The sequence below is a fragment of the Paenibacillus sp. MAEPY2 genome (assembly GCF_000499205.1).
GTDB classification, from domain to species: Bacteria; Bacillota; Bacilli; order Paenibacillales; family Paenibacillaceae; genus Paenibacillus; species Paenibacillus vandeheii.
Window position 1 is genome coordinate 1 of sequence record NZ_AWUK01000065.1, and the last position, 23,369, is coordinate 23,369.

The 23,369-nt window shown below is 39.3% G+C and carries 23 protein-coding genes and 1 pseudogene; 21 read left to right on the forward strand and 3 right to left on the reverse strand.

Annotation, left to right across the window (positions count from 1 at the left end):
* Positions 1–27: 27 nt before the first annotated feature.
* Both P364_RS0132960 and P364_RS0132965 read right to left on the reverse strand, forming a co-directional pair.
* Positions 28–576: a membrane lipoprotein lipid attachment site-containing protein gene (locus P364_RS0132960; RefSeq protein ID WP_024634231.1), complete on the reverse strand. Its 549-nt coding sequence runs from the start codon at positions 574–576 to the stop codon at positions 28–30.
* A 93-nt stretch (positions 577–669) separates the two neighbouring features.
* Positions 670–1,242, reverse strand: a complete 573-nt coding sequence (locus P364_RS0132965) for an N-acetylmuramoyl-L-alanine amidase (RefSeq protein WP_024634232.1) — start codon at positions 1,240–1,242, stop codon at positions 670–672.
* A 410-nt stretch (positions 1,243–1,652) separates the two neighbouring features.
* On the opposite strand from P364_RS0132965, the gene P364_RS0132970 reads away from it, so the two are divergent.
* The 6 genes from P364_RS0132970 (at position 1,653) to P364_RS0133000 (ending at position 5,854) form a co-directional block, all read left to right on the forward strand.
* Positions 1,653–2,021 carry a hypothetical protein gene (locus tag P364_RS0132970; RefSeq protein WP_024634233.1) on the forward strand — a complete coding sequence of 123 codons (369 nt, stop codon included), beginning with the start codon at positions 1,653–1,655 and terminating at the stop codon, positions 2,019–2,021.
* Positions 2,022–2,503: 482 nt separating this feature from the next.
* Positions 2,504–4,030: a hypothetical protein gene (locus P364_RS0132975; RefSeq protein ID WP_024634234.1), complete on the forward strand. Its 1,527-nt coding sequence runs from the start codon at positions 2,504–2,506 to the stop codon at positions 4,028–4,030.
* Positions 3,996–4,148, forward strand: coding sequence for an LPD1 domain-containing protein (locus tag P364_RS37695; protein ID WP_161634270.1), 153 nt, complete (start codon positions 3,996–3,998; stop codon positions 4,146–4,148). The genes P364_RS0132975 and P364_RS37695 overlap by 35 nt, the downstream gene beginning before the upstream one ends.
* 108 nt (positions 4,149–4,256) lie before the next feature.
* Positions 4,257–4,424, forward strand: a complete 168-nt coding sequence (locus P364_RS37120) for an aspartyl-phosphate phosphatase Spo0E family protein (RefSeq protein WP_143812702.1) — start codon at positions 4,257–4,259, stop codon at positions 4,422–4,424.
* Between the two features lie 541 nt (positions 4,425–4,965).
* Positions 4,966–5,322 carry a helix-turn-helix domain-containing protein gene (locus P364_RS0132990; protein ID WP_024634235.1) on the forward strand — a complete coding sequence of 119 codons (357 nt, stop codon included), beginning with the start codon at positions 4,966–4,968 and terminating at the stop codon, positions 5,320–5,322.
* Between the two features lie 193 nt (positions 5,323–5,515).
* Positions 5,516–5,854 carry a hypothetical protein gene (locus P364_RS0133000; RefSeq protein WP_143812701.1) on the forward strand — a complete coding sequence of 113 codons (339 nt, stop codon included), beginning with the start codon at positions 5,516–5,518 and terminating at the stop codon, positions 5,852–5,854.
* A 434-nt stretch (positions 5,855–6,288) separates the two neighbouring features.
* On the opposite strand, the gene P364_RS0133010 is transcribed toward P364_RS0133000, so the two are convergent.
* Positions 6,289–7,272, reverse strand: a complete 984-nt coding sequence (locus tag P364_RS0133010; protein WP_024634238.1) for a helix-turn-helix domain-containing protein — start codon at positions 7,270–7,272, stop codon at positions 6,289–6,291.
* An 873-nt stretch (positions 7,273–8,145) separates the two neighbouring features.
* On the opposite strand from P364_RS0133010, the gene P364_RS0133015 reads away from it, so the two are divergent.
* From P364_RS0133015 to P364_RS37125, 15 genes and pseudogenes are all read left to right on the forward strand, one after another.
* A complete protein-coding gene (locus tag P364_RS0133015; RefSeq protein WP_024634239.1) occupies positions 8,146–9,402 on the forward strand; it encodes a DUF3854 domain-containing protein in 1,257 nt (418 codons plus the stop codon).
* 28 nt (positions 9,403–9,430) lie between these two features.
* On the forward strand, positions 9,431–9,907 hold the full coding sequence (gene ssb, locus P364_RS0133020; protein ID WP_024634240.1) for a single-stranded DNA-binding protein: 477 nt from the start codon (positions 9,431–9,433) through the stop codon (positions 9,905–9,907).
* Positions 9,908–10,050: 143 nt separating this feature from the next.
* Positions 10,051–10,509 carry a hypothetical protein gene (locus tag P364_RS0133025; protein WP_024634241.1) on the forward strand — a complete coding sequence of 153 codons (459 nt, stop codon included), beginning with the start codon at positions 10,051–10,053 and terminating at the stop codon, positions 10,507–10,509.
* 462 nt (positions 10,510–10,971) lie between these two features.
* Positions 10,972–11,187 carry a hypothetical protein gene (locus P364_RS0133035; protein ID WP_024634243.1) on the forward strand — a complete coding sequence of 72 codons (216 nt, stop codon included), beginning with the start codon at positions 10,972–10,974 and terminating at the stop codon, positions 11,185–11,187.
* A 70-nt stretch (positions 11,188–11,257) separates the two neighbouring features.
* Positions 11,258–12,400, forward strand: a complete 1,143-nt coding sequence (locus tag P364_RS36470; RefSeq protein ID WP_024634244.1) for a nucleoside 2-deoxyribosyltransferase domain-containing protein — start codon at positions 11,258–11,260, stop codon at positions 12,398–12,400.
* A gap of 431 nt (positions 12,401–12,831) precedes the next feature.
* Positions 12,832–14,004 (forward strand): DNA polymerase III subunit beta, encoded by a 1,173-nt coding sequence (dnaN, locus tag P364_RS0133045; RefSeq protein ID WP_024634245.1) that lies wholly within the window; start codon positions 12,832–12,834, stop codon positions 14,002–14,004.
* Positions 14,005–14,071: 67 nt separating this feature from the next.
* On the forward strand, positions 14,072–15,118 hold the full coding sequence (locus P364_RS0133050) for a DUF6094 domain-containing protein (protein ID WP_024634246.1): 1,047 nt from the start codon (positions 14,072–14,074) through the stop codon (positions 15,116–15,118).
* Between the two features lie 17 nt (positions 15,119–15,135).
* Entirely contained in the window at positions 15,136–15,780 is a 645-nt protein-coding gene (locus tag P364_RS0133055) for a hypothetical protein (RefSeq protein ID WP_024634247.1), read from the forward strand.
* Entirely contained in the window at positions 15,780–18,572 is a 2,793-nt protein-coding gene (locus P364_RS0133060) for a helicase-related protein (protein WP_024634248.1), read from the forward strand. Before P364_RS0133055 ends, P364_RS0133060 begins: the two co-directional genes overlap by 1 nt.
* 161 nt (positions 18,573–18,733) lie before the next feature.
* Positions 18,734–19,360 carry a YecA family protein gene (locus tag P364_RS0133065; protein WP_024634249.1) on the forward strand — a complete coding sequence of 209 codons (627 nt, stop codon included), beginning with the start codon at positions 18,734–18,736 and terminating at the stop codon, positions 19,358–19,360.
* 170 nt (positions 19,361–19,530) lie between these two features.
* A complete protein-coding gene (locus P364_RS0133070) occupies positions 19,531–19,875 on the forward strand; it encodes a hypothetical protein (protein WP_024634250.1) in 345 nt (114 codons plus the stop codon).
* Positions 19,876–19,887: 12 nt separating this feature from the next.
* Positions 19,888–20,499: a phospholipase D-like domain-containing protein gene (locus P364_RS0133075; protein WP_024634251.1), complete on the forward strand. Its 612-nt coding sequence runs from the start codon at positions 19,888–19,890 to the stop codon at positions 20,497–20,499.
* Positions 20,500–20,535: 36 nt separating this feature from the next.
* Positions 20,536–20,934, forward strand: a complete 399-nt coding sequence (locus P364_RS0133080) for a hypothetical protein (protein WP_024634252.1) — start codon at positions 20,536–20,538, stop codon at positions 20,932–20,934.
* A gap of 893 nt (positions 20,935–21,827) precedes the next feature.
* Complete coding sequence (locus P364_RS0133085; RefSeq protein ID WP_024634253.1) at positions 21,828–23,084, forward strand: replication initiation protein; 1,257 nt, start codon at positions 21,828–21,830, stop codon at positions 23,082–23,084.
* A gap of 188 nt (positions 23,085–23,272) precedes the next feature.
* Positions 23,273–23,365, forward strand: a pseudogene (locus P364_RS37125) (IS200/IS605 family transposase); the annotation flags it as partial.
* Positions 23,366–23,369: the final 4 nt, after the last annotated feature.

A 23,369-nucleotide genomic window follows, 5' to 3' on the forward strand; every position in this document is an offset into this window, starting at 1 on the left:
TTTATGTTCTTCTTTTTATTTTGCGAATTAATTTGTTGTAAAACCATTAAAGAGCCAACCATCAGTATCCGAGCGAACAAAGTCAAAATTCAACTCAATGTTACCTTCGGAACCTTTAGTCGTGATGACTTTAGCTAATGCTAGCATAAAGTGATCTTTATCTTTTTGGTTGTATCCTCTAAATTCAAGTTCTTCCAAACTTATTTCGTTAAGAAAAGCAACTTCTGAGGGAGATTCTGCGTTCTTTAAAAGAATGGAATTGTTTTGTTGTGATACTTCAACGTCTGAGGAAGATACGGATTCAATATACGCGTAGTCCTTAGTTTCCATAGCAGAAATTATTTTAAAAGTAAGATTGAGTGTCTCCCTTAAACTATTGATGAGATCTGCCTCATCCGTCGAACCTTTGCTGTTTTCTAATTGTTCTTTAAGTGAATTGTTCTCATTCTGAAGTTCCTCAATTTTAGAAGCATCTGTATTTCCTGGTTCCTGGGTTGATGAGTTTGCGGAATTTTCTCCGTTACTGCAGGCTGATAATACCACCACTAAAAATAACATAAAAAGAATTTTTTTCATTATATACCTCCTTTTTCTAAAAATATAATAACACACTTAAACAAAAAAGGGATTAAGAACTTGTAAGTTCTTAATCCCTTTTTTTGTTTTTAATTAAATAGGAGGGAGAGTCATGGCAAAGCTGTTAATACCGTTAGCGATCGCTCGGGCGCACGTTTGTTTATTGGCAACCAACGTATTGCGGTCCGATGCGGTATCGATAAACAGCATTTCAGGGAGAATGGCCCATGCTTTAGTATTTTTAGGATCAATGACGTGGATATTCGTCCCGCCGCGTTGACTCGGTGCTTTCTTCACCCCGCGATTGGTCTTGCCCAGTGCAGCAACCAGTGAGTTGTTGACAGCGTTAGCCAATGAAGTGGTATAGCTGCTTGCATTATCGTGGATCCATGTTTCGATACCTGTACCCCCGCCAGCATTAATGTGGAGACTCACATAAATATCGGCCCCAAAATTATTGGACGCTATAGAGCGATCCGGGTTTTCTGGATAGGTATCGGTAGAACGGCTCATCTGAACCGTAGCTCCCAATTTTTCCAGTTCGGTCTTCAGAAATTTACCAATGTCCAGTACAATTGCTGCCTCTGTGTACCCGCCACCTACAGCCCCTGGGTCTTTACCACCATGTCCGGGGTCAACAAAAACCTTGTAACCATTAAGTGCCATAAATAATACATCCTCTCTGTTGATCATTATTTTGAAGTGGATTATTTCCTCTTCACTATGTAGGAAAAAATAAGGAAATCTATACAACCCTAATTTAAAAATTTACTGTCCATACAATGACCTAGTAAAAAGGAAAGATTGCTAGATTGACGACAAAATCATTAAGTCATTAAAACAAGTATTTCATTGAAGCAATAAAAATATAAATTACTGATTCTAAAAGATTAGAAGATTTATTGTCATCAATTTAAATTCTAAATCGCTCAGCTAAAAAAACATTTTCGATTTTTGACAACACATGTAAAATATTTAATTTAATGTGATAGATATCATGTGAAAATAAGTAATTATATGGTAATATAATTATGGAGTAAGAATTAATTTTTACATACTATTAAGGAGGATATTTAATGATGAAAAAAAGTTGGTTTTCTTTTCTGATGGTATTTGTTCTGATGGGCGCATTTGCAAGTCAGGTGTTAGCTGCGAATGAAGGTACGGGGAATGTTGTTACAGGTGGTAGTAAAGTGAGCAGTCCCATCATGGGTCAGCATCAATACGGGGAACTGGAAGCTCATCTTGGTAGCGGGAACTATAATGTGAATGTAACAATACAGGAATATAAATCAGGCAGTTGGGTAAGTATGTATACATTAGTTGCAACTCCTTCAAACCCTACTGTTAAAACACACTATTATTTAGAGGGTGGTAAGCAGTATAGATTACTAATCGAGACTTTAAGTAGCGGTTGGGGTCACCTCTATAATTATATACCTTAATTAACTTTAGTCCGGGCAGTCGAGTAATTTCTCGACTGCCTTTTTAAGTGCCTCTACGAAATTACGTTTGATCTGCATCCTAATTAACGTTATCTAGAGTTGGATCAGCATTCAATGACTCACACTTAATCAACTAAAGTTTCTTTCTATAATTTTACAACTGACTTATCCTACTGTATACTATATCTATTAAAAGCTTCATTAATTTTCTTTGTCATATTAAATGAGACAAAGAGGGAGTATGCTAAGTTACTAGCCTATAAATTAAGGACTTGTATTAGGAGACTTAACACGGAACGCACGTGTATTTAAGTCTCCTTTTTTGCGTCCAAAAACAGGAGGATTGTCTTTGCAACATGCAATCACGATCAAAAGAAATTAGGTTTCATTTGTAACCTAGGTAAGAACCACATGCAATCCCAGCCGGCTGGCGGAGTAAAAAAACCTCCCGCCTACCGCGGGAGAGTATGGAGGTTATAAATATGAATCAACTTTCACTTTTTGACTATTTTCCAAATCAAAATGCAGTCTTATCTGCAAATGCTCTTGTACCTGCGGAAACAAAGGGTAGGGCTCATAGGAATTCGAAGAATTCCTATGTTTATGATGTCGGGGAAGAATTACATGGTGCAAAAAAACACTTGAGTCAACAATCCGGAGTTGATTGGTCCAAGATTGAAGAGAACCCTTCGGTGGCATACCAAATGGTCTGCAAGAATGAATTACTAAAGGATTTTGATCTGAGAAGTCTCCAGGCTGAAGGATTTACTTCGGAAGCAGCCTTCGCGATTAAATTGATATGGGCACGAGTGTGCCAGCATCCGGAGGATACACCACAAAAGCGGGCCGACTATATTCAGGGCATAGGAGCACTACAGTCCATCTTATCCGGAGCCAAAGATGAGGATCGCATAAAGAAAGCTTTTCAGATGCTTAAAGAAGCTTTGTATCAGGCTCGACTTTCAACCTATTCCCATAGAATTGATGAGCAACCTGAATTGGCTCGTTCTCAATTTTGGCTCGCACTGGGAGATCGATTTCAATCACTGTTCTATGGTACCCGGCGCGGCCGTCCTGGCTTGTATAACTTGATTCAGAAAGCATTCTATTCTGAACAGGGTAAGGACTGGAATTGGCTGAACACAAGTGGAATGAAAAAGACATCCATTAAAGAGAATAAAGAAAAATGGGAACGCCTCGTTCCTGAAGAGGTAGTCCGAAAATCCAATGAAGCATCGGGAGTTAATACACCGGATGACCTAATCGATATCTTTGGGATTAGAGGAGTTCAGTTTGGTAATTGGGTTCAGGATGTCGCCGGACGGTATCATGTTTTAAGTTGTGGCCACGCTCTAAACGATCTGGTGGGCCTGTTAGACATTCCAAACATGGCAGCATCTTTCTATGGCTTGTTAGGATTAGCCTTTGGTGCAAGAGGATCTGGGTCAGCCTCAGCTCATTACGAGCCGGGCAGCAATATCATGAACATTACTAAACTCAGAGGTGGGGGATCCCTTTGCGATGAGTGGGCACATGCATTGGACTTTAATTTATACTCGTTCTCTCATCAATTCTCCAATGGCAAACATCTCTCACTGACTGGACATAAGCCTGGGAACTATTTACCCCGTAATGTGGGTATCGCCTTTACTGAACTCATGAAAATTATAAAGGAGGGAGATGGTGTGAAGCGCGTGATCGTTCCGGATCCGCTACCATCTGAGGAGTACCAATATCGGGCTCGTGTTGTTGATCTACTCGAAATGAATAATTATGACATCGATGCTGCAATGCTGGTTCTTAAAAACGGTAATTTTAATGTAAAACCGCGAATGTGGAATGATATCGGGTTACTCTACTGTAACATTCTACAGCGTAAAGGATTAGAGGTTCCGGCTTCATTCGGTGTTCCCACGGATGAAAGTAACTTCCTACTTGATGCCAGATCTCGCGGACCATACTGGAAAAGAGACCATGAACTATTTGCAAGAGCACGAGTCATGGATTGAAGATGAACTTCATACAGCGCAGCTGGACAATTCATATTTAGTCACCGGCACCAAATTGGGTGGGCCCTATCCATTACATGAAGAACGTGAAGACATTAACGATGCTTTCCGCAATTGATGGCAGACATTAAACGATTCAGGCATTCTTCATGATGACCAAAATTGGAATAGATAAATGCTGAGACTGGGAAAACCACTATCACATATTCTATCTGGAGGTTATACAATGGATAAACCAACCGATATCTGCGAGGAAATAGAACTTAAGCGATTAGAGATGCATGAAGCTGGAACACTTCACGGGTTAATGTCGCCAGAGGTATTAAGAGTATCTCAGGAGTTAGATTTGCTCCTTAATGATTTTAATAAAAGATTAAACAGAGAATGCGGCTAATCAGCCGCGTTCTTTTTTTATGATGAAAACTATTCTTCAGTTCTAATTCTTTTTAGAGCTTATTTCTAAGGATTAAAGATTGTTATTATTTATTCTCAATATTTGAGAGGGGGTCCATCAATATCTGAGATAGGATATCTCGAATTCTGAGATACCTTCTCTCAAATTTTAAAGGGGGGACTATCAAATATTGAGAAGCTAAACCGATTGTACAATTTTGAGATGCAGCATCTCAAATTCTGAGAAGCAAAAATATCGGTAAACTTTCGCTTCTCAAATTCTGAGATACATCGCTTCTCAAATTTTGAGATGCAGACTTTCAACCATTGATACACAGCTTCTCAAAATTATATAGACTGCCTCTCAATTTTTGAGAGGCGTAATTTGAGGATCGAGTTCACCAATATCAGCGAGAAAAAGTTAGTTTATGGTGCTACTCAATTAACCAACTTAATACTCCTTCAGAACTTAAAAACTTGAGTAATTACTCAAGTTTTGTTATTATTTAAGTATGGTATAATCAGGTTTTGTGGGGGTTATTATGTTTGAAGAATTCATTAAACAAGCTCGTAATAAACTTCGGATGACCCAAGAAGAAGTTGCAGATAAAGCTAATGTAAAAGCTACATATCTGAGCAAGATGGAAAGAGGTCAGCTTAGAACGCCTCCATCCGAGCAAGTACTTATCAGATTAGCATTAGCGCTTCAACTTGAACCACATGAAGTAGTAATTAAAGCGGGGCGTATACCTATAGAATTCCAAACATTGATTCTTAAGGATGAAAGTGTAGTGAGATATCTAAAAGGTAAATTAGAGGAGAATTTGGAGCAGGAGGAGAGATTAACGGAGGATGCTAAATATGATTCTTCTGATCACTTCCGCGATAAAATCAATTGAACAATCTAAACTAACTAGGAGAGTGAATGTCACACATGATGGATCAAAACAATGATTATCAATACTGGGTTGTTCAATTAGGGCAGCTTTATTACGCAGGTGGGCTTGGCAGGACGAGCCAGATAAGTAGATACATTTAGCTATGAGTTTGTAAGTCATGAATCACTGGTTTCTGGAAATTGGGGGTAGAATTGTGAGAACGATGACATGGTTTGCAGACAATCAAATTTATCTACTAGCTGCAGCGGGTATATTAATTTGTTTGCTAGCTCTTCCGCTTATTGTTAATTATCTAATAGATTCCTATGATGCTGTAAAAGCAAGAAACAATAAAGAGATCGGATATATATACCCTGATAAAGAGAATCATTTTCTGGTATACACCGAAAAACGGTTAGAATACTCCTCAACTGATATCTTACAAATTGAAATTTGGAATGGACTTGACTATATAAGTACTTCTAAAGATGAAATTATCGTTCCTGAAATGTCTGGAACTCGTGCAAGAATTAAGGTGAATAGAACCAGTTAAAACTTTGGCTGAGAGTCAAGTGAACTTTACTTAACCACTTAGAATTGGAGGGGTTTGTTGTGCTAAATAAACTAACATTTGATAACTCTATAGTAGAAGAAACGTTCATAACCACATTAAAAACAATAATAAACGGGATACACCCAGGTTTTTATGTTGTGTTTTTGATAATGGCCATACTAGCATGGGGGACTTATTACCTCGAACATAAGCAATTTAGAAAAACATTTGCTTTTTTACCAAGATACCTCTGGCCCACTAAACAATATTGGCGAGATAATAAACAAAAATTCATGAAATATTGAATTACATAAATCTTTGGTCCGATTTTATATTTTTGATAATGACGAACTCAACTAAAAGCAAGCTATAAAAAAAACCGCAGTACTCACTTAGCTTGAGGACTGCGGTTTTTTTTATAGTTTCTTCATGAATTACTGGTATAAATAATCATACTTAAGATCCTCTATACTTTGATCAACCTGCAGCAATGCCTCACGTATCAAAATATCCATTCGGGCACTTAACCATTCTGAAGCGAATTGAGTAGGTGAATAGACAGTCACAATGCGATCACGTTTAATACAGAATGAATCTTTAAGCCAGGTATCAAAAGACGGCTTCGTCATTTTTGCTTGTAGAATGTTGAGAGTATCAATCCATAAGTTTCTGTCCTGGTCCGATCGTTCCATTTCGAGTGACTTAACTTTGGTTTGATTTTCCCTCTCCAATTTTTGACCTGTTTTTTGTTTTCTAACTACCGTACCTTTCTGGATTACGTTGTCATATACTTCCGTAAAATCAACTGAAGGGTCCAGATGAATGACATCATCCATGTCCTCCACGATCCGCTGCATGTACTTATCGTGATCTAACCTTAATTCCGTGGGCAGCCGCTCATACAATTCAACCGGTAGAAAAGGGACCTTCTTACGCACTTTATAAAGTGGGCTTTCCTCCAGATTGTTCTTGTCAGCATTTTGGACATTGAAGACGACAACAAATCCATACTTCTCTAAAATGCCGAGTATCCTTTTCACTGTATTGCGGCTTTTGTTCATTTTTTGTGATATCAGCTTGAGGTCAGGCCAACAGTAGTCCTTATCACCGTAACAGAAACGCTTAAGATGGCCATACAAAGCAACCCCTTCAGCGCTAAAAAAGTGCCCCCAGTAATCCCATATGTAGTTACTTATAATCGTCATGTGACCATCGACGTGCGGTATGGGTTGCCCATGTTTATCTAAGCTGAACCGTCTTATTTCTTCTTCAGGTATATAGATTTTTTCGATTTCTTTTTTGGTATAAGCCTGTTCTTCTTCGTTTACGACCCGGATCTTCGATTCCTCCGTACCCGTGGGTCTATAACGATAGTACAGTAACTTATGAGGGGAACCTTTCAGGTTTTTTTCATACATAAAAACTCTCCTTTAATTGACACCCATTTAGGCAACATTGAAGAAGAGTAGGGACTTCACTTTTAAAAAACTCTGTGATAAGATGGTTTCACAAATGTTTGTAAGTAGAGTCCCTAATCTTCTAGCAATTCATGTCGTACGCTTGGCGGCCGAAGACACGATTTGCTCTCGCGATAGGGGCTTTTTTCTTTTACGGTAGCTATTTAATATAGTAATTAATTAGTAATGAGAGATAAAAAAAACACACAATTTTGAATTTGTGTGCGACTAAACAGAGGTCCGTTTCTTCGTTACGAAGAGACTTCACCCATTGCTTTGCACGCACTTCGACTATAGCATATTAATATATTAGGGTAAAGATAATTTTGGCAGTTTCTATCAAACTATGTCGTTGTCATAATTTATGACGTGTGATAAACTTATATCAACTTAATAACGCACGTAAAGGGGCAATGATACGGCATATAAGCTGTTTATCATTGCCCCTTTCATTTCTTAACTTTACCCACCAAATGACAAATGGTATAATCACTTTAATACGAAAACGAATTGATTTTCTTCGCATCTAAAGATGGTGAAGAGTGAGATATGCTATTAAGCATCGATTTAAGATAAAGTAACAGTTGCTATAAAGGACGCCCACTATACGTGCGTCCTTTTTTTGCTATCTGTTTACGCCAGGAAGGCACATTCACTCAATGAAAGTGCCTTTTTTTGTATAAGAATCGTTTGCAGCTGCAGATCTGGAAGAAGATTGAATGCTGGTGTACAGATGACTTTTCTTGGCGGGAAAATCGAATTAACAACACTAAGTCTGTACTGAATATCCAGTAGTTCAATTAAACGTCAATCAATAAGGGAGGAAATATGCTCATGAAGCTACGTAGATTAAGAAATCAGCCAGGATGGTATGAGATCATGTCCCGTTGTCCGATTTGTGGTCACAAAGGATGGTGTGCAATTGATAGTGATCAGTCCGTTGTCAATTGCATGAGAATTGCATCAGACGATTACTTCGATTCCACCATGGGCAGGCAGTATAAACATTATCTTGATCCGGATAAGAGGCCTACTACTAAAGTGGAAATCATGCAGGTAGACTCTGTTGACAAAAAATCTAATCGTCACCTTAATCGTGTCTATCGAGTAATGACGCAAGAACTTCCGTTATCCGTTTTCCACGAAAATCATTTACGTGATGTTCGAAAAATGGAGGAACCGGTTATTAGAACCAGGGAATACCGGACAATGCCTGTTGGTGATCGATACAAGGTTGCCAAAAAAATCATTCATCGGTTAAGTGATGAATCTGATTTGTTGGGCGTACCAGGTTTCTTTGTAAATGAGGGACAATATGGTCCGTACTGGACGATGGCCGGATACTCTGGCCTTATGGTGCCATTCCGCTCCATCTACAATGAAATCACTGGTTGGCAGATCCGTGTAGACAATCCTCCACTGGAAATAGACATGAAGGGAGCAATCAAAGGAGTCATTAAGAAGGAGATAGAAAAAAATGAGCTGGGTAAACGTCGTGCACATTGCGAAATAGAAGTTCAAGGGAAAACAATGATTGTTCAACTGACAGAGAAAGAGAAGAAAGTGTGTACCTCTAAAAGCGGTCAGTTCGTTTTCAGCATTGAACTTAAACAAACCCAAAGATACTGGTGGTGGAGCAGTGGATCCAAAACAAACGGTTCTTCAATCGGTGGGCCCATTCCTTATCACTTCGCTTTACCGGCACCATGCATGCCCTATTGGCAGCTTGGAGAGAGTCCGGAAGAATTAATCGATTGTTCCGAGGTATGGGTTACTGAAGGTGCCTTAAAGGCAGATAAAGCCGCGGATGGTTTATTAAAGCCATTTTTTGGACTGCCTGGTGTTGGATCATATCCCCTTATTTTAGAGCCGCTTAAACAATTAGGCTGTAAGCATGTTGTTCTTGCTTTTGATGCAGATGCGGTGTCCACTCCTGAGGTGCAACAGGCCTTGGAATTATGCGCTGCTTTCTTCGCAGAAAATACAGATATGAAACTTAGCTTGGCTCTGTGGGATATGTCACAAGGTAAGGGCATCGACGATTTATTGGACCAAGGCTTCACCCCCCAGGTTTCACTCATGGTAGAGTAAATAAAAAAAATTAGGGAGAGTGTTACATATGTTGAACAGAGTGATATTGATTGGTCGGTTAACTCGTGACCCTGAATTACGCTATACTCCGAGCGGAACTGCCGTAACTCAGTTTACTTTGGCAGTGGATAGACCTTTTACAAGTCAAGGGGGAGAAAAGGAAGCAGATTTCATCCCGGTCGTCACTTGGCGTCAATTAGCAGAAACCTGTGCCAATTATTTGCGTAAAGGCCGCTTAGCAGCAGTCGAAGGTCGAATTCAGGTACGTAATTATGAGAATAACGAGGGAAAACGCGTTTATGTCACAGAAGTTATTGCTGACAATGTTCGTTTTTTAGAATCGGCCAATAGGGATAACCGAGGTAGTAATAGTCAAAACAGATCTGATGACCCGTCCGGTGGAGGGAGAAACCAGTCTAACTATAATTCTCGTTCCAGTAATCAGGATCCTTTCTCTGAAGATGGAAAGCCGATTGACATCTCAGATGATGACTTGCCTTTCTGAGGTAGGAGCACATAAAAACGTTGTTTCCAATTTCATGTGGGATCTCATGGTTTGACTTCTAAATCATCAATCCTTTTAAGCCCCTGCCGCGGGGAAGTTTCTGAACCCCGCGGCGAAAGGGGTTCACATGGAGGAATATATATATGGAACTGACAGTGGGAGTTACTATTTATATCTTGCATCTTGTAGACGGGGGAATCGTGAGAAGAACATGTGCTAGATATGAACTCTCTGAGTTACTACCTTTAGTTGAACAAGAGTGCTTTAATTTCCTAATGGATAATGGTTTCACTGCAAGCGACACAGTTTTATCATTGGACGACGGATATGCCGAAATTATTCGCGTTAATATGTATCCTTCCAATGATGAAGAAAAAATTTGGACCTATCATTTTGACGGTACCGAAAGGTTAGATGAGTCATTGAAACAGGTCAAATATCCGGTTGAAGCAGCTAATCCAACAATTCTTACGGAAGAAAAGATGCGTACGCTTATCAATGTATCTCTAGGTAGAAGTGTACCACTTATGGGGGATATCATTGTCGATATGATGAGAGGAATGTTCTCTCCTCAATCTAATGGCATTGATTATGAGAACTGATATGACAGATAAAACGGGGAATTTGGTGCAAAAATTAGGTGTAATTGAAAAGAACTATGAACTTGGGGCAGTGAGTATACTTGAGTGTGACTGTTGCAATGGCATCTCATATCAACACAGTAAAATCAAGGTATGCTCTTTTTACCCAATTGGAGATCCGTACACAAATTTATGTGTACATGAGGTAAAAGGAAAGCTGCAGTTAACCATACGATCATATCATGTGGGACTAAGTATTTCTTTTCCAGCTATGGACAAAGAAGAGCTGCTTGATTGCTGGTTTTTGGATTGCATATGGTTGCCAGACATTGCAAAGAACCTGTTTAACACAGCAATTTTACGTCTCATTCCAAGTTTCATCACACGAAATGAATTGTATCTACACCGTAATTCCATGAGAGTAAGGCAGCCGAGCATACCGGCATGCCTTCTATAGAGATCACCTAAGGAGAGTGTTTCATTATGTTAACAGATAAAAACTTTAAGTTTTTTGCACAAGGGGCTTATACCCATGAAGACGAGGATGTACTGGATGCTGCTTTTCGTGAGTTATTAAAAGCACTGGGTGGTGACGTAACAATACGTAATAGAAATACAATTGTCCTTCGTTACCCGCAGGTTGCAGCTGAAGAAGTTGCACTTCCAATCGTAAAAAAACACGGATTAATAAGAGCATAGGAAAAGAGGAGGAGAGGGGGTAAATAGCTACTCCTCTCTTTTTTATCATATAAAAAAGGATGGATGAGATATGCAATGTATTTTCGCTTGTGAAGAATTTCCTAAAAAAGTTTGCAAGACGATTTTTCTAGCCGGGCCTACGCCAAGAAACATGACAACTCAATCTTGGCGACCAAAAGTACTCGAAATATTAAAAGCCAACAATTATGATGGTTCTGTATTTATCCCTGAACCCAGAAATGGACTTTTTACCGAGGATTATACAGAACAAATCAACTGGGAACTTGAAGGATTAAAGAGAGCAGACATAATTATTTTTTGGATACCTCGAAGTATTGCCGAACTCCCTGGATTCACAACCAATGTGGAGTTTGGTTACTGGATACAAACTGGGAAATGTATTTTGGGATATCCATCCAGTGCGGAAAAAATGAGATATCTGGATCAGTTAGCAACAAAACATGATGTTCCAATACACAAGGACTTAAAAGGAATAGTAAATCATGCAATTGATCAACTTGGTCAAGGTTCAATCCGTTTTGAAGGAGAATGCAATATTCCACTTCATGTCTGGAACACTATATCTTTTCAAAATTGGTGGCAATCACAAAAAAATGTCGGTAACAAGCTGATAGATGCAAACATTCGTTTTGTAAACTTCGTCAAAAAAAATGTGTTGTTCGCATGGATTGCTGATGTTTCCATTTATAATGCTAGTGAAGAGAGAATCAAGTCAAATGAATTTGTGTTCTCTCGATCTGACTTATTTAGTTGTCTATTGTACTTTCCAGAAAGTGACTTAATGAACACCAAAATTGTGTTGGTAAAGGAGTTCCGCAGTTCATCACAATCGAAAGACAGTTACACGTGGGAACTTGTCGGTGGATCATCGATTTCGAAGAGTGATCCTGTTCAAATCATATCTTCGGAAGTTGAAGAAGAAATAGGGTTAAAGTTGAATTTAGATAGACTAAAATACGTTGATTCTAGGCAAATGGCGGGAACCTTTGCTGCACACAAGAATCATCTATACTCTTACCAGCTAACTCATGAGGAACTAGACATTATCGAATCCTCAATTAACGAAGTATTTGGAGTCATAGAAGACTCGGAACTCACCTACATTGTGATAAAATCCTTCCATGATATTTTAAATGACAACTTAATGGACTGGAGCAATATTGGTATGATAAGCAAGGGTTTATCTATTTAAGTTGATAAATAAAAGTTTGGAACCATTCCTGTTAGGATGATAAAAATGATCTTATACTCAGAAAAACGATTATTAATTTAACTTAATCGGTGACTATTCCTTTGATTTAGGGGAGTAGTCATTTTTTGTTATCAGGATTCTAACCTTACCATACCTTTCTCATTTTATTGCCAAAAGGTATAGCTTATTTTTAATGATTGAGCCTGTGATACCTTTTGGTTGAAAATTACATAGCAATGTTGTATTATCAGCTTATTACGATTGAATTATTTATTTTCACTGCTGTTCAATACAGCTGGTGAGGGAGCCGTTCAAAGAGAACACATAAAAATTGGCATCGTTTAGCCATGGAGTATTAAAGGAACATACCACAGGTATGTCTTTTTTTATTTCCATGGCTTTTTTGCGTGCCCACATCAGGAGGAATTTCAATGGTTAAGCTATTAGACCTGCAAGAACAAGAGATTTCGGAGAACGTAGTTGTCAATGATCTGCAATTTGAAATTGAGCATGAACAGATTCTTGACGTACTCACTGTATGTGCAAAAATCGTTCCTAAGTCAGGGTCAATTCCTATTTTGCAAAATCTGAAATTTGACATTAAAGGCGAGACGTTATTTATTACGGCGATGGACACGGAGCAATCTTTACTTCAGATGATACCCATTACCAACACAGGTGGTTCTACCGGTAGTTTTCTGTTTCCGGCTAGAGAAGGTATTGATTTGCTGAAACGATTGCCACATGGGAATTTAACCTTTGTGAAAGAGGGATGGACCATTCATATATCGTATGGGAAGAGGGGAAAAGCGAATCTGAAGATCTTATCTTCCGAGGAGTATCCGAATTTACCTCAACCTGTCACAGATGAATTTCTACAAATCCCGTCTCAAGTTCTTAGAAAGGCAGCTAACGCTGCAAGGTTTGCTTTAGGTGATGATAAGACACCGGCATTAACAGGAGTTCATTTATATAATCATGAGGGGAAGCTAGGTTTCGTGGCCACTGATCGGCACCGGGTCTTTCGATATGTCACTGATGTAGACATTCTAGACCCAGATCAATTCGTATCAGCCCTTATACCAGCAATTGCTTTTAAGCATATTGTAGATTCCTTTCATGGTGAACAGGTCGATCTCAGTATCACAAAACATTATTTGATCCTGAGAGAAAAGAATTCGATATATTTTGGGAGACAACTCGATCTCACCTTCCCACTAGATTCACTAAACGTGATCTTCAGGGGTGAGAATAATGGCATGCAGCTATCCATTAATCAGAGTGAATTAAATGATACTTTGAATCGAGCACTGTCTTTGGATGCAACGAACAACCGGGTGACCTTAGAAGTCGATGAGTATGGTGTATTTGTGGTTCATACGGAATCTGAAAACAGTGAGGTCTGTGATCCCTTTGAAGACGTCGCTGTAGGAGAAGATTTTCCTGTAATGAAATTCAACGGAAGATACCTGAAAGATGCAATCACGATTTGTGACAAGGGCATTCAAAATATTCATCTTCGGGTGAGTGGGAGTAGTCTACCTGGATTTGTTTCCTTTGAAGGAGATCCTTCTATCATGGTCGTCATCAATCCGGTTAGATAAGAGTGAATTAAAACAATGAGGAGCTGGCTGAGCTTGTGCCGGCTTCTTTATTTTTGAGGAGGATAATATGAGCAATCACAATTTAAAGGGTATGTTCGATCGAATCCAGAGAAATAAGGTCCGGATGGGGAATTACGAAACAACTGAAAAGGACATGCATTGTTTACGTAGTCTGCTTCAGTATCCCAATGAAGCTTTTTCAGTAGCCGACTTTTGTGCAGGCAGCGGGAAAGCTCTAGAGACTCTCAGCGACGATTCTCAGGCTGTTACCTTTGGGATTGAACCCAACGAGAACAAATATATGGAGTTACGTCAGAGAGCGAATTTCGCTTTATTTGGGGGATATGAGGAGTGCCGTATCAGTAGGGATACCTTTAGGTTGATGTATCTTAATCCACCTTACGATTCTGATAGTGAGACTGCAAGTTCGAAATTGGAGAGGAAAGAGAAACGATTTCTCCGGCAGCTCCTTCAGTATGTTTCTGCAGACGGGATTTTGATTTATAACATTCCCCGCGGCCGTATGACGAAAGATGTGGTCACGATGCTTGTGGCCAATCTGGATGATATTCGAATTTATCAGTCACATGATGATACATATCACCAGGTATATACGATTGGTCGAAAACGTGCGGAGAAGATGATAAATCGTAATGAAGTCCAACGTATCTTGGATCTTCTACATGAGGACAATGAACTGGAACGAATTCCTTTTTTAGAGCAACCGCTTTACAAAGTGAAAGCAGGTAATGTTACTTTAAAGCTATTTCGCTCGAGTCACATGGATGTGGAGCAGATCGTGAAGGTTTCTTTGGCATCGTCATTAACGAAGAAAACAATGGACTGGACGACACCCAAGAAACCATCAGAGAAGCTGCAGCCACTCTTACCAGATAAAGAGATGCATCGGGTCATGAGGATGGCTTCAGGTAAATTGAACGGGAAAGTCGGTTCAGGTGAGCTCCTGCATGTACTAAAGGGGATTGTGAAGAAGGCTATAATCCAATCCGTTGAAGAAACTGCTACTGAGCAAATCATTACGGACAAAGAGGTATATAAAATTACGTTTAAAACTGTAGATCGCTACGGCACCATTCGTACAATCGAAGGTTAATTCAGGAGGTCATATAAATGAAATTTATGGAGTTCAGGCATAAGGATATCTATGTAAAAGTACACACATCACTCATTGTAACTCGTGAAGTCTTTGAAAAAGAGAAGAAACTTCGGGATGAACTAGTGTATGCCAATGTCATTGATATTGATTCCAGGGTACAGGCTGTATTTGCCCAGTTTCATTCCGCGAGAAAAGCAAGTGACGTGTACTTTATGTTGATGCATGCACCAGGAATCGGAGAAAAGAATTATGATAAATCATCGTTTTCTGTCCGGCCTGCAGGAAAGTATAAACATCAGTCACAGCGTGAAGATGAGACCTTAGTATCAGGGGTTGTTGTTAGTGAAAACGCCCTACAGCGACAACAAGATGGATATATCATCTTTGCATGGGACGGGAATATAGAAGAGAAGTTGTTTTGGGCGATGGATAGCTACTATGAGACTCCGCTGCTGAGAGAATGGACAGCGTATCTCATGGACATGTTGATCGAGGACAAACGTTTTGTTCCGCTCATGGTGTATGATTTTGATGGGAATTATTCCGAATTGGTAGTGTACGATCTAATCGCTAACGAGGATGTATTAGATGAATATGTTACCCGCGGATTACAGAACGGAAAGATCACATTGACGGAGATTGAACAGGAGGCCATATAATGCAGACAGAAAATCAGATTGCAGTCCTAGAAGATCGTCCACTTGAGAGCTTAGGTGACATTCAGAGTATAAGTGACTATTTGCACATGTTTGGTCCTGATTTGATCAAGCGCCTAAATAGTGAGTATATCCCTGTTCATCATCCTGGTACAGATAGTCCCTTAGAGGTCCTCGAAGAGATTAAACGACCTTTATTTAATGCTCAAGCCCATGTGGTCACAGCTTTAATTAAAGGGTTCCAGAAGCACAAAAGGCTCTTTTTAATAGGAGGCATGGGTACCGGCAAAACTGCTATATCCATTTCTACTTTTTTTTCACTTATACGCGAGATGTTGAAGGGGACAGGTAGAGTCATTTACATGGTTCCAAATCATCTGCTAAAGAAAACGAAGCGAGAAATCTCTATTTTATTGGATAAGGATTTGTATGAAGCTCGTTATCTAAAGAGTTATCAGGATGTGATTCAACTGCGGGACAGCGGGATCATGAATTCGCCCCCAACCAAAATAGAAGTTTATATCATTGCCAGAGATACGTGCAAACTCGGTTACATGTATGAACCTGTAGCGAAGTGGGTTGACCGTACATATGAGAAACATGTTGGTCATGGTGAGCAAAAGGAATCTTTCATGAAGACCAGTTTCAAAGGATGGGTTTGTCCTGATTGTGGCGGGCAATTGATGAAAAAGGAAGAGGGGGATGCCGTCCCTCTGGAGTACGATGATTTTTATAATAAACATGGTAAACCTGCACGTCGGAAGTATAATCTCTCATGTTCAAATCAGCTTAGATTATACAAGAATGCAGATCCAGATAAAGATGAGTACCGCGAGTGTGGTGCACGTCTGTGGTCGGCAAAGAATAAAAACAAAATGAACATTGCTGGAGAACGCGTTAAAGTGTCTGGGGCAGCACCCCGAAAAGTTTCACCTGCAGATCTGTTCAAGCGCTATTTCAAACGTAAATTTGATTTAACAATCGGAGATGAGTGCCACGAACTCACTGGTGGGAGTGCTCAAGCCCATGCATTTCATGTGCTTATGGGTTGTGCCAAAAATACAGTCGCTATGACCGGTACTTTGATGAATGGTTACGCGAGTAACTTGTTCGAACTGATCTTCCGAATGTATCCTAACCGGATGAAGCATATGGGCTTTATGTGGGGTGACGTCGGTAAGTGGATTGATCTTTATGGTGTTAGGGAAAAAACGATGAAGATCAAGAAAAATGTAGAGTTGAATAGTTCAAGTAATGGCTCATCGGTGAAGGTGAGCACGAAAGAACTGCCTGCAGCAGCTCCTCAGCTCTATACAGATATCTTAAGTGATGTATCATGCTTTATTCAGATGTCTGATATGTTTGAGGTTCTGCCTACACTTGATCAGGGGCCTATGTTTGTGGACATGGAAGGTGAAAGACGTTTTGTAAATAACGTCACTAAGATTCATAAAAGACCAGGTAGCAGACGACGTCTAAAAAAAGGGATGCGGCTAGTGGCTCCGTCCTGGTATCTCCAGAATAACCTTGATATAATCTCGAACAAACTAAGACGCGCAGTTGAGAAGGAACTGGCGGTTGGACAATCAGTATTGTTAGGGAGTTTGGTGAATACATTACTGTCTTATCCCGATGTTCCTTTTAACTTCAAAGGTGTTTATCATCCGGACACAGGTGAAGAGATCGTTTCACCACTGTATCGTTTAAGTGACCGGGTAATCTATCCAAAAGAGCAGCAATTGCTTAAATTTGTGAAGTCACGGATTAGAGCGGGCCGTAAGGTAGGTATCTATGCAACGTATACCGGAAAATTAGGTACTCTACAGCGATTACAGTTGCTGCTGGAGGAGCAAAACATTAAGACAGCAGTTCTTGAGTCTAATGTTGAGGGTCCGGAGCGAGAAGAATGGATTGCACAAAAGGAAAGGGAAGGGATACAAGTCTTGTTGACGAACCCGATCCTTGTGAGTACGGGTCTGGATCTACTTGGCTTCCCTTCACTGTTTTTCTATCAGACTGGTCATCGTTTGACGATTGTACGTCAAGCAAGTGGAAGACATTGGCGTATTGGTCAGAAAAACGCTTGTGAGACTGTCTACAGTGGGTACAAAGGCTCTATGCAGGAACTTGCCATTAATCTAATGGCAACTAAAATGAACGCAGCCTTAGCCCTTGAAGGACAGTTTAGTGAGGATGGGCTATCCGCATTGACGGATAGTTCTGGTGGTGGTAGTTTGGCTAATGAGTTGGCCAAACGTTTCATTGGAAATAAAATAGATGGTGTAGAGAGTGCAGAATCGATCTGGGGTAAGATGACCATAGATGCTACTCAATTTGCTACTCAAATAGAGTCGGCCACTGTCGGTGTAGTTGAAGTAGTAGTGGAAGAAAACTTTAACAGCGAATTGCTTCCTGTCAGCAATCGCTATCACGGAAAAACGCTTGAGGATGCTATCTTGAGCTGGGCTAATGACCATATTCCAAGTGATCTTGTTCCTCGTTTCACGAAACAAATTGAATTTGTTTCACAGCATGTTTTATGTGGAGTAGAGGGGCTGTCGTACTCAAGAGCTTCACTCGTTGGTGAAATGGAACTTGTATGGGATCCATCTGCCATAAGAGGGGATGATACAGCATTCCGTAGATGGGCGTTTAATCTGACGAATATGCCTGTACAGGTGAGAGGCGGTACAGATGAATGGACTCCGTCCGTTGTTATCGAAGGAAAGAAAGGGAAGACGAAAAGAAAGAAAATCTATAACGTATCTGAAGGTCAAATCGCTTTTATTTTGTAAGCATTAGTGGTTGCTCAGATCCCCCTCCCATTTTCTAATAGGGTGGGGGATCTTTCATTTCAATTCATTAATTAGAGCTGTTTACAAATTGTTATATGAAGTATTGTTTGTAGAAAGTATAATATATTTGTTCGTATTTTATTCTGAAGGAGAGATTCTAAATGCTAGGGAGAAATGATATTTGTTTATGTTCAAGTGGAAAGAAGTATAAGAAGTGCCACGGCAATGATGAGGTATATAACAAAGAAATTTTAAATATTCCATTTGAACATCCTCAGAAAAAAGTAATCAGTGATACATATGTAGCAATAAATGAGGATTTTAGACGTAACCCTAATCCTGGATCTTGCCATATCACATCGAGCCTGATGTATGTACTACTGAAAGAGCAAAACGTTGAATGTGAAGTATGTATTGGAGAAGTTGAGGTGCCTGGCTTAGGATATTTTGATCATTCTTGGATTGAGATAGATGGTGCACCTTTTGATATTGCTATTCAATTGACGTTGGATGAGAAGCGACATTCACGAGTGTATGCTGGACATGATTTAAATGAATGTTCAATTGATCCATCTATGGTGAATTATCGATTTAGTAAAGATGGTTTAGATAATAGAGTTGCTGGAGAAATCTATAGAACACCATTAACAAACTATCTCGATAATGCACCGGATCAGCGGGGATGGGAAACAATTGAAAGAATTGCATCAAAATTGGGAATTGATATTAGTCGTAATGTTTTAAGAGAAAAATATAAACAGACTGGACGTAAATTGATAGAGGTATAGATTTAAAGTAGAAGACGAACAATCCTTGAGGTTGTTGGTCTTCTACTTTTTCCATATACGATGTAATTGGATTTCAATACATATTAATTAGTTAATTAATTAATTGTTTGGAGAAAATGAGAAACCGTTATATGATAAAAATATAACTTGAATTAGGGGGAACGAGAATTATGAGTACAAAACAGAAAATTTATCCAACTTGCAATCTATGCGACAAATTAAATGCAGATATGACCCACTGTGCAATTTATGGACCGGTATCATTAGCAGAAACAAACAACACAGCCATAGGAGCTGCATGTACTAAATCTGGTGATTATGTGCGTTTATTGCATGCTGTACCTAATGATTTTAACTATGGCTTCACAGCTAATGGTAAAAGTATAGACGAAGCTGCTGAAGAGGAATTGTTGGTCTATGATGCCGGCAAAGAACTTGATGGTTTTAAGTTGAAGCACGGACTTACTCTTCAAGAATGGGCAGATCAAGCATTTTCAGAGAGAGAAAGAGATTAGGGGATGTCGAATATGTATATCCGTTCAAAAGGTGTTCTTGTTTTAGGATTATTATTTTTTCTAAGTGCAGGTTGCTCCTCAACTGATTCATTTGACCGAGTAAGTACAATTTTTACTTCTTCTTTTTCAGATCGAGAGCAATCTGTCAGTATTCAGTCCTCTGACATTGAATATGCTTTCACTCAGAAAGATCAGCATCCGGAAAAACTTCTTATCCAGGTGATTGATGATGCACAAGATACCTTAGATATCTCAATCTATAGTCTGACTGAAAGAAATATTACGAATTCTATAATTAATGCTCAGCAGCGTGGCGTAAAGGTTCGAGTTATTACAGATCGTTCTCAATCAGAAGGTGAATCGCAAGCTGAAAGAATACATCAACTTTTAGATAAAGGTATAGAGGTAAAGGAAAATACACATAGTGGTTTGATGCATCATAAAACAACGATCGCTGATCGTTCGGTTGTAACTACGGGTTCGTTTAATTATTCAACAGCTGCCACAAAATATAATGATGAGGTCCTGGTTGTGATTCATGATAATGCTATTGCTGAATATTGGTCAGACGTTTTTCAAGAGATGTGGTTGGATCAAGAAAGGTATGCTGCAGTATCTTTGTAGCTATGACTCCAAAATTAATTCCTGAAGGAGAATGGTATGAATATTACTGCTATTAATGAGTTAGTCTCACATGGGTGGACGTTAGAGGTATGGGAAGCTCGATATGGGGGAGACGTATGGGCGATGGTTGGTCCAGCAGCATATGTTGATCAATTGCGTGATATTACAGGTGGTGGAGATATTGAAGCAGTTGAGCTTGAATGGTATTTAAATAATAAAGGATCATGGATTCCAGTAGCACAAGCTAAAAATATTGGTGAAGCGCTTAATAAACTTGAAAATAAGATAGAGTTACTTGTTAGTAATAATGAATGGAAAGAAGCTGTTCATTCTGTATACCTTAGAATTATTGAGGTAAGTGATGGATCGTATGGTTTAAAAACAGCTACAGATGACCTGAATGAGATAATTTTTAGTCGGCCACAAGGTATCTAATTTTGACTAGGAAGTGGGGAGAATTGATTCTAAACCAACGTAATAAGGCATAACCTACTAAAGGATGTAGCTGTATTTCATGAGGTGAGATTGATATATTGTATGAAAGGCCACATGAAAAGGGTGACTTAAGACTTTATCGGAATCTATTCTTCTTTAGATATATATTTTTATTATTTTAGTTTTTATTTTTAATGTTTTGCTTGTTTAAGAGATTGATAGAGTAAGGACAGGACTAGCTTGGAGGACCTTTAGTGCCACATCTAAGGGAGTAAAGGGCCACAGATATAGGAGTTAAAGGCCACACATACAATTCCTAAGAAGCCACACATAAGGGAGTCAAAGGCCACACGTAAGGGATTAGCAAGGCCACACTAAAGGGAGTAGGGTAGTGAACGATTAGCAAATGTTGGGGATAAAGCGACTCGTTACTCCTCTTTGTGTGGCACTATGGCTAAAAAAATCGCTTTATAAGGTAATTTATTCAGCTTTGATACATACTTCACTCCTTTTGGTGTGGCAGTTTGTTGCTATAAAGATGATAACAGCAAGGTAGTTTCCTTAGCATAAGAGATACAGCAAGATGTGTGGATATTATCTAATTTAACTCCTTTATATGTGGCCTTAGGAGAAATGTAGTGCAAAAGGCCACATACAAAGGAGTATCATCACGAGTTATCCACAATTCAAACGAAAATAACTCCCTTTAGTGTGGTCTTTGTTCAAAATCGGTGTTGTTTTGGTCTTTTCTTCAAGGACAAGCTCCTTTTTGTGTGGCATTTCAAGTATATTCCCCTCTTTTATGAGTACAGAAAGGCCACAAGAAAAGGAGTGGCTAATACATTGATACTACCATACAATCAAATTATCAAAGATATAGTGAGGATAATAACATGGGTGAGGATAACCAGTTAGAATTTGAATTTGAACTTGATACGATCTCAGACCACTACATTGTCTCCGAGTCCAATGCATTGATAGAGGCACGGACAAATTTGACTTTACATGAAGAACGATTGATATATATTCTAGCCTCACGGATTCATCCTGAAGATACGAGTTTCAAGACCCACCACTTCCGAGTGAAGGACATTGCTGAGAAGCTGGGCTTAACCGAGAAAAACTTCTACAAACGGGTACGGGAGATTATCGATAGTCTCCAGGACAAGAAAGTAATTATTGAAGAGAAGAGCATGAATTCAACATTATCAGCTCACTGGTTGGCAGCAGCCCGCTACTATCACGGCAAAGGTATGATTGAATTGGAGTTTTCTGAGATGCTGCGGCCTTATTTACTGCAACTCCATCAGAACTTCACTAAATTTAAGTTATGGAATGTACTTTATTTGAAGAGTTTTTACTCCTCCAAATTGTACAAGCTTCTCAAACAGTACTTGCCTCTTCAGAAGCGTAAATTCACGATGGAGCAGTTGCGGGATAAACTCGAGCTGGAAGAAGGCAAGTATGTAAAGTATAGCCATCTTAAAAACCGGATACTTCTTTCATCTCAGGTGGAACTCGAAGCCAAAACAGATATCAGATTTACTTTTGAAGAGATTAAGAGCGGTGCAAAGGTGGTAGGTATCATATTCCATATCTTCCCTAACCATAAAGGAGAACGGGCTAGCCTTAATGATGATGAATACATTGATCAGGAAGATACGCTTGAGCTTTTAGCCCGGTTTGAAATCAAAAAGAAACTAGCGAAAGAATTGCTTTCTAAGCATGGCGAAGAACACATTCGGGCTAACATCAAATATGTGTACGAAAAGAAGCGTAACATGGAAGTGAGCAATATATCTGGATACATCATTCGGGCTATTGAAGAAAATTATGCTGACGCCCAAAGATTGTTTGATCCGGAAGATGATGATGACATACAAACCTCCATCCGAATGTTAAATGACCGCATTGGAAGATATATTGTTTTCCACGATCAGTGTATCAAAGAAGGAATGGAAACCGAGCAAGATGGAATTCGCGGAATGCTTACCAAGATAATGCAAGAGATTAATAAGGCTTCAGAGCAACGGCTACTTCATAATAAGAGACCTCTGGTAATTGAAGACTTTTACCACCACCGGGCCAAAGAAGCATTTACATTTCTTTCTGTTCAAAACAATTCCCAGCTACAATTAGAACTAAGCTGATTAAATAAATGATGGAGACCCTAAGTGGTTTCCATCATTTTTATTATGGCTTTAGCTAGTTGAGTGCGTGAAACGCGCGAAACAAAAAACCACCCGCTATGCGGGTGGAGGGATCAAGGGTTTGACCACCAAGACCATTCCAATAAAATTGAGATGTTCAGGCTCAAAAGAAAGGAATGGTGTCATCGATGGAAAACAAGAGCTACAGCCTAGCTCACACCAAGTGGATGTGTAAATACCACATAGTGTTTACCCCGAAGTATAGACGGAAAGAAATCTATAATG